Source organism: Trinickia diaoshuihuensis (genome assembly GCF_003390925.1).
In the GTDB taxonomy this organism is placed as follows: domain Bacteria; phylum Pseudomonadota; class Gammaproteobacteria; order Burkholderiales; family Burkholderiaceae; genus Trinickia; species Trinickia diaoshuihuensis.
The window spans coordinates 25,310-36,230 of sequence record NZ_QUBS01000066.1 but is presented as its reverse complement, the minus strand read 5'-3'; the positions used below and the strand labels follow the sequence as shown (position 1 = coordinate 36,230).

The following is a 10,921-nucleotide window of genomic DNA, read 5'->3' as shown; positions in this document are numbered from 1 at the left end:
GGAAACGAAGTGGCTCCTTTATGCCGAAAACGCCCCGGCTCCTTTATGCCGGAAGCCCGGTGGCTCCTATATGGCGGAAGATGACAACAGGTCGATACGACGAGCGGCAACAAGCGATTCGAGCACGCTCGATACGAGCAACACACATTCAGACGCTAGCCATGAAAAACCCGTTTGTTTTTACTTACACAGGAAGCTACGAGGACCCTTGCACACGCTATTGCATTCTCGGCAACGGCGTTCGATGGTACAGCCCGGCGCTCATGCGCTTCACGTCGGACGACGACTGGAGTCCTTTCGGAGCCGGCGGAATCCATCCCTACGCCTACTGCGCCGGCGATCCTGTCAACTTGAGCGACCCTTCGGGGCATGCGCCTTGGAGTTGGCTCGGCAAGATGGTGAGACGCCTGAGCCGAGAATCCGGGCGCAGCCGATCGATAAGCGAGGAACAAGCCCCGCTGATAGCCACGTATCGTGCCGAGCAGGAAGCCGCCGACGACGAGGAACAACGTCGCGGTGCCGATGAGCAGGCTGCGCACGCGTGGACAAATCGAATGGCGCATGTTCCCGCACAAGCCGCCATCGCCGCAGTGGCCGCCGACCTTTACGAAGCCGTCGCCCGTACGGAATCGGAACGGCGCCTCGAGTTCGTCTCGAACAGTGCGCGGGCGAGACTGACTGAGCTTGCCGACTCAAGGCTGCCACGACGCCGTTCGCATTCGTTGTACGGTCGCCGCTTCGACACTGACCTCGACGGCCGGGGCCGGCATACGCGATGGGATGAGCGCTTCGAGTTTCTCATCCGCAGAACGCGCAGCACCAACACGAGCTGGATGAGCGAACAAGACCGGCTGGCCATGCCGGCCCGCATCCGAAGCGATATGGCGGACACCCTCATGAGAATGATCGACCAGCCCCCGCGGCCATCCGCTCCAAGCGCGCAAACGCACTTGAATACTTTTTACCCTATTGAAAGAGGCAGCGCGCCGAGTGACCACGAAGGACCGTTCTCATCGGGCACCGGCTACCGATCGCTACGCTGCGATCGATATCGAGCGCAAGCCTCGCCCTCATCGTCCCGGCTAAGCGTCACCAGCCTCATCCCGATCCGTTCCGCCACCGCGCGCGAAGCCTTATTCTCCGGGTGGATGTCGGCGATGACTCTCGGCAGCTTGACCGTGTCGAACGCATGGGTCGCGAGCACGCGCGCAGCCTCGCTCGCGATGCCCCTTCCCCAAGCGGCCCGCACCAATCGCCAGCCGATCTCGACCTCCGGCCCCACGCCGTGATCGGGAATGAGCATGACCCACCCTAAGAAGACCTCGGGTGCCGCTCGTTCGCGAATCGACCAATACCCGAGCCCCGGCGGATAGGGCCGCGTGATCCGAAATTCCAAAAAGCGCCGGTGCTCGACCGGGTCGTTCCAAGGCCCTTTGATGTAGCGTGTCACCTCCGGATCCCGGTCCATCGCGAGACACGCCTCGAGATCGTCGAGCGTGCGTCCACGAATCAGCAAACGCGGCGTATCGAGCGGGGGCAAGGCAGCGCCGGGCCCCACCGTCCCGGGCGTACCGCTTGCTCGCGCTTCATTCTCCATATTCATCTCAATGCCGCCCTTTATATCGCCTTTCAATTACCAAACGTTTTGCCGTCAGCCGTACGCCGCATGCCTGTAAGGCCTAGGGATTAGCCCGTAGAGCCCATTTCCGAACCCTGCGTTCGTTTAAAGAGCGCGTACACTTCGATCACCCACGGGACGATGCCTGCCGTGCGCCATAAGCATGCGAGTGGAGCAACCGGCACGCAAGACCTGGAGACCCAAGGAGAGACAATCAAATGAAGTGGACCAAGGAACAACGTAATGTGACGATCGCGGCCTACCTAGGCTGGACGCTCGATGCATTCGACTTCTTCCTCATGGTGTTCGTGCTCAAGGATATCGCGACCGAATTCCATACCAAGATCCCCTCCGTCGCGCTCGCGATCACATTGACCCTGGCGATGCGCCCCGTCGGCGCCATCATCTTCGGCCGTCTTGCCGATAAATTCGGCCGCCGCCCGACCCTCATGGTCAACGTCGGCATCTACTCGCTGCTCGAATTGCTGTCCGGCTTCTCGCCGAACCTCACGACGCTGCTCGTGTTGCGCGCGCTGTTCGGCATCGCGATGGGCGGCGAATGGGGCGTCGGATCGGCGCTGACGATGGAGACGATTCCGCCGCGCTCGCGCGGCATCGTATCGGGCCTGTTGCAAGCCGGCTATCCCAGCGGCTATCTGATCGCCTCGATCGTCTTCGGCGTCCTTTATCCGTACGTCGGCTGGCGCGGTATGTTCTTCGTCGGCGTGGCCCCGGCGGTGCTCGTGCTGTACATCCGCGGCAACGTGCCGGAGTCGCCCGCGTGGAAGGAAATGGCTCGCGTGCAACACAAGCGCGCCGGCTTGCTCGCCACCATCGGCAAGAACTGGACGCTCGCGCTGTACTCGATCATTCTGATGACGGCGTTCAACTTCTTCTCGCATGGCACCCAGGATCTGTACCCGACGTTCTTACGCGAGCAGCATCACTTCGATCCGCATACGGTCTCGATCATCGCGATCGTATTGAATATCGGCGCTATCGTCGGCGGCCTGCTGTTCGGCACGATCTCGGAGAAGATCGGCAGGCGCCGCGCCATCTGCATCGCGGCGCTCATTGCGCTGCCGGTGCTGCCGTTATGGGCCTATTCGAGCGGTGCCGTGATGCTCGCCGTCGGCGCGTTCCTCATGCAAATCTCGGTGCAAGGCGCATGGGGCGTGATCCCGGTTCACCTGAACGAGATCTCACCGGACGAAGTGCGGGCCACGTTCCCCGGCCTCGTCTATCAGCTCGGCAACCTGATCGCATCGATCAACGCGACGATGCAGGCATCGGTGGCGGCCAACTCGGGCAACAACTACGCCTTTGCGCTGGCCGTCGTCGCGGGCACCGCTTCGGTCGTGATCGCCGTGTTCATTCTGTTCGGCCCCGAGCGCCGCGGCATCGATATGACACGCTCGGCGCAGCAAGTCGCCTCGTCCACATCGGCTTAATTGTTCACTGCTAAGCAGCAAAAGAAAGGCGCCCCGGCGCCTTTCTTCCTTTCCGCCCCCGTACTATGCTTGATCTGCTGCGCCGCAGCGCGATTCGACTCTTGGGCGCGCTCTAGAGGAGTCCATCGATAAACAACGCTTGCCGCGATTTCTTCCCGTTTTTATCGTGCTAAAAATAAGCAAATTTCAATCAGAGACTTGAATCGCTTGTTCGCGGCCGGGTAACCGGCATGGGAGGCGCACATGGCAAATCGGACATCGAGCCGGAGCACCGGCGACACGAAGGCACGCATTCTCGACGCGGCCGAAGACATCTTCATCGAATGCGGCTACGAGGCCATGTCGTTGCGACAGATCACCTCGCGCGCCGACGTCAATCTCGCAGCAGTCAACTACCATTTCGGGAGCAAGGAAGCGCTGATCCACGCGATGCTCTCGCGGCGGCTCGATAAGTTGAATGTCGAACGATTGAAGTTGCTCGACCGATTCAACGCACAACTCGACGATCGCTTGACCTGCGAGCACGTACTGGGGGCCATGTTCATCCCGGCCCTGCGCCTGTCGCGCGATACGCGCGCCGGAGGGCCCGCGTTTCTACGCTTGCTCGGCCGCGCCTACACGGATCCTTCGGCGTTCATTCACGATTTCCTCAACGGGCATTACGCCGATGTGGCGGAGCGGTTCTTCGACGCGTTTCAGCGCGCATTGCCGCATTTGCCGCGCGAGGAACTGGGCTGGCGGCTGCACTTCGCGATCGGCGCACTCTCGGGCGTCCTCGCGGGCGCCGACACCGATAGCCTCATCGCCGAGTTCTCGAAAGGGCAAACGATCAGCGATTTGCATCTGATCGCGCGGCTCGCGTCGCTCATGGTGGCGGCGCTCAAAGCGCCGCTGCCCGATGCGGCTCAGCTCGCCGCATTCGCCGCCGTGCTCGGCGATGCGGGCGACGGTTGCGATGCCGCCCAGGGCATCAGCGCTTGCGGCCCGCTCGACGCACCGCTGTCCGGCCGGGGCGTCTCCGACCCGGATGAGCCCGACCGCGCGGGCGAGACCGCGCCCTCGCCGCTCATCGCGGCATCGAAGCTGCAGGCCGCCGGCACGCCCCCCGCGCAACTGCAGGAAGGCGTGCGTCCCGCACTCTAAAAGGCAAGGCGCGCGCGCCGCTCGCAAGGAACGCTCAATGGCATGGCTCGTCGTGGCGCTCGCCGTCGCGGGCGCGATCCTGATCTATACCGAGGCCGCCGCACTGTGGTGGCTGGGTACGCTCTGCGTCTGGCTCGCCACCGTCGCGCTGACGGACGCGGCTGGCATCGCCGCGTGCGCCGTGCTCGGCATCGCGCTCGTCGTCCCCGCGTTGATTCTGGCTTTGACGCCCTTGCGTCGAGCGCTCGTCAGCCGGCACGTGCTTGCACTCTTCCGAAGTGCATTGCCCGATATGTCGCCGACGGAGCGCGATGCGATCGAGGCCGGCACGGTGTGGTGGGATGCCGAATTGTTCACGGGGCGGCCGGACTGGGATACCTTGCTCGCGCATGGGCCGCCGCTGCTGTCCGACGAGGAGCGAGCGTTCGTCGATCGCGAATGCGCGACGCTCGCCGAACTCGCCAACGATTGGGAGACCACCGCCCATTGGCAGGATCTTTCGCCGCGGGCCTGGCGCTACCTCAAGCAACAAGGCTTCGTCGGCATGATCATCGATCGGGATCATGGCGGCAAAGGGTTCAGCGCCTACGCACACTCGCAAGTGGTCATGAAACTCGCGTCGCGCTGCTCCGCCGCCACGGTGTCGGTCATGGTCCCTAACTCGCTGGGCCCCGCCGAATTGCTGCTGCACTACGGCACCGAGGCGCAAAAGGCGTACTACCTGCCGCGTCTCGCACGCGGCGAGGAAATACCATGTTTCGCGCTGACGAGCCCCTATGCCGGTTCGGATGCGGCGGCCATTCCCGATACCGGCATCGTCTGCAAAGGCGAATTCGAAGGCCGCGAAACGCTAGGCTTTCGCGTGAGCTGGGACAAGCGCTATATCACGCTGGCCCCGATCGCCACCGTGCTCGGTTTGGCGTTTCGCGTTCGCGATCCGCAGCATTTGCTCGGGAGCGACGACGAGCCCGGCATCACGTGCGCGTTGATTCCGACCTCGCACCCGGGCGTCATCATCGGCCGCCGTCATTGGCCGCTGAACGCGGTTTTTCAAAACGGGCCAACCTCGGGCAAGGACGTCTTCATTCCGATCGATTGGGTGATCGGGGGGGCCGCGCAAGTCGGTAACGGCTGGCGCATGCTGATGGAATGCCTCGCGGCGGGCCGGGCAATCTCGCTGCCCTCGGCCGGCGTCGGCACGGCCAAGCTCGCGGTGCGCGGCACCAGCGCCTATGCGGCACTGCGCCGTCAGTTCAAAACGCCGATCGGCAAGTTCGAAGGCATTCACGAAGCGCTCGGCCGCATGGGCGGCAATCTCTACGTCATGGATGCGATGCGCCGGCTCTGCGCGCAGGCGGTCGATCTCGGGGAGAAGCCCGCCGTGCTGTCGGCGATCGCCAAGTATCACGTGACCGAGCGATCGCGCCAGGTCATCAACGATGCCATGGATATCGCCGGTGGCAAGGGCATTTGCATGGGGCCGTCGAATTTTCTCGCGCGTGCCTACCAGCAATTGCCGATCTCGATCACAGTCGAAGGCGCCAATATTCTTACGCGCTCGCTCATCATCTTCGGACAGGGTTCGATACGTTGCCATCCGTATTTGCTCAAAGAGATGACAGCCGCGCGCGACGATGACGACGAACGTGCGCTGATCGCGTTCGACCATGCGCTGTTCCGGCACGCGGCGTTTTTCGCGTCGAACGCGCTGCGCAGCTTCGTGCACGGCATCACGTGCGGCGCGTTTCTGAAGAAACCGTCCGGCGCAAGCCCCGCGCTGGCCAACTACTATCGGGCGGTCACGCGCGCGTGCATCGCGTTCGCTTTCGTGGCCGATGCGTCGATGTTGTTGCTCGGCGGCGCGTTGAAGCGGCGCGAGCGGTTATCGGCACGCCTGGGCGACGTCCTGTCGCAACTCGTGCTGATGTCGGCCACGCTGAAGCGGTTCGAAGACGAAGGCGCTCACCCCGAGGACCTGCCGTTCGTTCGATGGGGCGTCAAGGATGCGCTGGTCAAGGCCGAGCAGGCATTCGAGGGGCTCTTCGCGAACTATCCGAATCGATTCGCGGCCGGGCTTATCCGCGCGCTCGCCTTCCCGTTCGGATTGCGCCATCGGCCGCCTTCCGACGGACTCGTCAGCACGATCGCACTGATTTTGCAAACGCCGTGCGAAGCGCGCGAACGGTTGCTCGCCGATTCGCACGTGCCCGCGCAACCCGATTCGAACGATCCGATCGCTTGCGGCGAGCGGTTGCTCGAACTCGCTCAACAAGTGGCCGAAATCGAGGCGAGACTACGCGACGCCGTGCGCAGCGGCCATGCGCGCCCGATGCCTCAAAGCTTGGCCGAATTGCCGCTGTGGGCGCGTATCGCCGAGGAGCGCGGCTGGATCGAGCCACGCGAGCACGCGTTACTCGATCGCTATGCACGCGACGGCGCCGCGTTGATTCGCGTCGACGATTTCCCCACCGATTTCGATCGCTCCGTAAGCGAGCCCGGTGCCGGCTCACAAGCCGCGCATGATGCGGGCGCTGAACCGCCGCCCGGACGCGGCGGCGAGCGGCCGACCGGCGCGCCCGCACGCGCCGATCTTTGAATCAGCGCCGATCGTCTCGATCGGTTTTGATCGCCGCGGCATACGCAGGCATGCCGCCTGGATCGTCGCGGCGTCGACAACCCAGGGAGAGAACAATATGGATCAACCCGTTGCCCCGCAGACGGCATCCGACGCGTTAGGCGCGCTCGGCCGAACGCCCCTCGATGCGCCCAATACGGACGGCGTCTGGTATGCCTCGTATCCGCCCGACGTCCCACGTGAAATCGATGTCGGTCAATATGCGTCGGTCGCTCACTTCTTCGACGAATGCACGTCTCGATTTCGAGGGAGAACCGCATTCGTCAGCATCGGCTCCGAAATGTCGTACGACACGCTCGCACGCAAGGCCACCGCGTTCGCGGCCTATCTGCAAGGGATCGGCATCGAGCGCGGCGACCGCGTCGCCATCATGCTGCCCAATACTTTTCAATATCCGATCTCTTTGTTCGGAGCTCTAAAGGCCGGCGCCGTCGTCGTCAACATCAATCCGCTCTATACGCCGCGCGAGCTCGCGCATCAACTGAAGGACAGCGGCGCGAAGGCGATCGTCGTTTTCGAGAATTTCGCGAAAACGCTCGAGCAAGCGTTGCCGGGCACCGCTATCGAACATATCGTCGTGACGGCGTTGGGCGATCTGCTGGGTGAGACGATCAATGCGAAGGGACGCGCGCTGAATTTCGTCCTCAAGCACGTCGAAAAAATGGTGCCCGCCTATCGCCTGCCGAACGCGGTGCGATTGCGCGCGGCGCTCGCGCTGGGCGCCAAGTCCACCTTCACGCCGATTGCCGTGACGCACGACGACTTGGCGTTTCTCCAATATACGGGTGGCACGACCGGCGTCGCGAAGGGCGCGATGCTCACGCATCGCAACATCGTCGCCAATTTGCTGCAAGCCAAGGCTTGGGCGGAAAGCCAATTGAGCGGCGATGTCGAGACGGTGCTGACACCGCTGCCGCTCTATCACATCCTCTCGCTGACAGTGAACGGATTGATCTTCCTCGGCCTTGGCGGCCGCAACATTCTGATTGCCAATCCGCGCGACATGAAGCGCGTCATGCGAATTTTGCGCAATCAGACGTTCTCCGGCATCCTCGCGATCAACACGCTGTACAAGGCATTTCTCGATAACGAAGAGTTCTGCAAACGCGACTTTTCCAATTTGAAACTCGCGATGGCCGGCGGGATGGCGACGCAGCGAGCGGTCGCCGAGCGGTTCAAAGCCGTGACGGGAAAGCCGATCGTCGAAGGCTACGGCCTCACCGAGTGCTCGCCGATCGTCGCGTTGAACCCCGTGGATCTAAAGCATTTGCGCGAATTCGATGGTTCCGTGGGCTTGCCCGCGCCCTCGACGCTCGTGCGCTTTCGCAAGGAAGACGGCACATGGGCCGGCATCGGCGAGGCCGGCGAACTGTGCGTGAAGGGGCCACAAGTGATGAAGGGCTATTGGATGCGGCCCGACGAAACGGCGAAGGTACTCGATGCCGACGGTTGGCTCGCCACGGGCGACATCGGCATCATGGACCGCGCGGGCTTTATCAAGCTCATCGACCGCAAGAAGGACATGATTCTGGTGTCGGGCTTTAACGTCTATCCGAGCGAAATCGAGGACGTCATCGCCATGCACCCGGGCGTGCGGGAAGTCGCGGCCATCGGGATTCCCGACGAAGCCCAAGGCGAACGCGTGAAGGTTTTCATCGTGCCGCGCGCGGCCGGACTCACGCGCGACGAGATCTTGCAGCACTGCCGCCAGCATTTGACCGGTTACAAGATACCTAAGCTGATTGAGTTTCGCGACGGATTGCCGCAAACGAATGTGGGCAAGATACTGCGTCGTGCGCTGCGTGATGAGGAGCTCGCCAAGCTCGGCAAGTTGCGTCCCGCGGTGGGGGCAGGCACAGGCACCGACGGTACCGCCGCGACGACGGCCGCAGGTTGACTCGACCGAGTGCCTCGGCCGGCGCGTCCCGGCGCCCCAGTCACAGCCGGGACGCGCGCAACATGGGGCCGATTTCGAACGCGAGCACCCTAGCCGACGCGGAACTCTCGCCCACGTCCGCGCCGGCCGCCATCGAACGCCAGGCCCGGCCGTCGGCGAGCGATAAGTTTCGGAGCACAAAGCAATCCGAAGGACGCAATACCCCCTTCACAGGCCCGCGCCAATCGCATAGCCGCTCGTACCAGAGAACGCCCATATCGCTTCCGGCTGCGAGGTAGCGCGCACCCTCGCCGCACTGCGACGTCATATACGATCGGCTGCCCGGCAGCGCCGAATCGACGACGAACAGCGTGGGCTCGAATGCGCGGCAAGGAGCCGCAAGACAATACGCCTGCGGCCACGCCCAGCCGGCAGCCGCCGCCAAGCTCGCCGTCAGAAACGTGCGCCGGTCCATCGCCGATATTCCTTCAAGGCCGTACCGCCCTCAGACATCGCCACGTTTCGCTCGCCAAGCACGAGGCCAAATGCCGGATTTTCCCGGCGCAAGAATGCCGTCGGGATCCACTGCGTCCTTGATCGTCTCGGACATTCTCAACAGCGCCCCGTCGTTGAAATCGTATTGGGAAGCGGCGAAATCCATCGTCGCCAAGTGAGTACGATACACCCCGTATCCCTCCGAACGCGCATCGCTCATCAGCACGCGCTGCAAGTCGGCTGCGGCCTCGGTTTGCTTCGGATCGTCCCGATCGAAAATGGTCGCGACGATATGGTGCAAGTACCGCTCGCCGGCCGTAAACCCTCCGTAATAGTCGAATCCGTATTCCGCCAGCCGCGCCTTCGCCACGGAGTACTGCCGCATCGCGTCGCCGCCCGTGAACGGACAAATCGGAGAGAAATCGACATGCGCGCCCGCACCGCCGCGCCAGTCGAGCATGCGAAAGGCGCTCATCGCGGGGATGCCGGCCATGTTCCCCTCGCCGCCGCCGTTCGGCACCTCGCCGGCCGCGTACCGGCGCGCCTCGATTTGCGCACCGGGCACGCGTGCGAACGCCCGCTCGGCCGCGCGCCAGCGCGCGTCGACGATATCGGGCTCGCCATAGAGCGCGAGGTGAACATTCCAGCGTCCGATACCAAGCCGCGAAACAATCTCGTCGACGACCGATTCCGGTAACGGCCCCGCTCCCTCGTACCAATCGGCGCGCGCCGACACGCCCGCGGCATGACGGATCGCGCCTTCGATCACCGCATGATTGCGGATGATTTCGCTCAACCTCAACGGCCTGAGCGTATCCACCGCCGCTTCGAGATCGTGCTCGCGCGGCAGCTTCACGTGGGCCATCAGATAAGCGGGCGGCTCGGGCATGAGCCAGAGACCCAGCTTCGTGACGATGCCGAAATTCGATTGCATGAACATCGCATCGTACGACGGGCCGAACCCCGCCTTGTACAACTGCCACGCGCGACCGATCTCGATCGCACCCATCCCCGTGCGCACGAGTTCGCCGCTCGCCAGCATGACCTCCATACCGCATTGGCTGGCCGCGTGATCGCCGTACGCCGTGTAACCGAAGCCCCGCTCCAGGGCGTTGCCGAGCACGCTGCCCCAACCCGCGGCGGCGGGGTCGACCCATAGCTTCATGCGATGCCGGCGCAAATGCGCATATAAGTCGAAGTACGTGACGCCCGGTTCCACGAGCGCATAAGCCAGCGTCTCGTTCACTTCGACGATGCGATTCATGCGCTTCAGGTCGAGCACGACCGAGCCCCTCAAGCGCGGGGCCGCGCCGCCGTAGGCGAAGTTGCGTCCCGTCGAAACGGGCCAGAGCGGCAAACGATACGCCCGCGCAATCTTCAAGACCTCGCGGATGTCATCGGTCGAGCCCGGCAAGACGGCGGCCGATGCGGCGAAATGCTCGGCCATCGGTTGCGGCGCGAACGGATCCGCATAGTCGAGCAGACGATCGGGCGCGCTGTACACGTTCGACGCCCCAACCACCGACGCCAATTCGCTCAACGCCCGCAAAAAGCGCGTTTCGGACAGGTTGGGGGGGCGCACGCTCGTCATCGGCCGCTCGCTCGTCGGTAGGAAAAATCGCTCAAATGCGGCAACGCGCGAACGGCGCGATACCGTCCGAATTTTCTTCATTCGTGATAGGCAACGCAGACAACGCTTCAAG

General features: G+C 63.5%; 7 protein-coding genes and 1 pseudogene. 5 read left to right on the top strand and 3 right to left on the bottom strand.

Annotated features, from left to right (window positions below):
• Positions 1-20: 20 nt before the first annotated feature.
• A pseudogene (locus DXT59_RS31505) lies at positions 21-359 on the top strand (RHS repeat-associated core domain-containing protein); the annotation flags it as partial.
• A 665-nt stretch (positions 360-1,024) separates the two neighbouring features.
• Here DXT59_RS31505 and DXT59_RS13325 read toward each other — a convergent pair.
• A complete protein-coding gene (locus DXT59_RS13325) occupies positions 1,025-1,597 on the bottom strand; it encodes a GNAT family N-acetyltransferase (RefSeq protein ID WP_116137369.1) in 573 nt (190 codons plus the stop codon).
• Positions 1,598-1,836: 239 nt separating this feature from the next.
• Between DXT59_RS13325 and DXT59_RS13320 the strand changes: the two genes are divergently transcribed.
• From DXT59_RS13320 to DXT59_RS13305, 4 genes are all read left to right on the top strand, one after another.
• Positions 1,837-3,069, top strand: coding sequence for an MFS transporter (locus DXT59_RS13320; protein WP_116137365.1), 1,233 nt, complete (start codon positions 1,837-1,839; stop codon positions 3,067-3,069).
• 243 nt (positions 3,070-3,312) lie between these two features.
• Positions 3,313-4,212, top strand: coding sequence for a TetR/AcrR family transcriptional regulator (locus DXT59_RS13315; RefSeq protein ID WP_116137364.1), 900 nt, complete (start codon positions 3,313-3,315; stop codon positions 4,210-4,212).
• A 37-nt stretch (positions 4,213-4,249) separates the two neighbouring features.
• Positions 4,250-6,808 carry an acyl-CoA dehydrogenase gene (locus DXT59_RS13310; protein WP_116137363.1) on the top strand — a complete coding sequence of 853 codons (2,559 nt, stop codon included), beginning with the start codon at positions 4,250-4,252 and terminating at the stop codon, positions 6,806-6,808.
• 97 nt (positions 6,809-6,905) lie between these two features.
• Entirely contained in the window at positions 6,906-8,744 is a 1,839-nt protein-coding gene (locus DXT59_RS13305; RefSeq protein ID WP_116137368.1) for an AMP-binding protein, read from the top strand.
• Positions 8,745-8,784: 40 nt separating this feature from the next.
• On the opposite strand, the gene DXT59_RS13300 is transcribed toward DXT59_RS13305, so the two are convergent.
• Positions 8,785-9,198 (bottom strand): hypothetical protein, encoded by a 414-nt coding sequence (locus DXT59_RS13300; protein ID WP_116137362.1) that lies wholly within the window; start codon positions 9,196-9,198, stop codon positions 8,785-8,787.
• 30 nt (positions 9,199-9,228) lie between these two features.
• The gene (locus DXT59_RS13295) at positions 9,229-10,809 is read right to left on the bottom strand and encodes an FAD-binding oxidoreductase (protein ID WP_116137361.1); all 1,581 of its coding nucleotides are present in this window, start codon (positions 10,807-10,809) and stop codon (positions 9,229-9,231) included.
• Positions 10,810-10,921 lie beyond the last annotated feature (112 nt).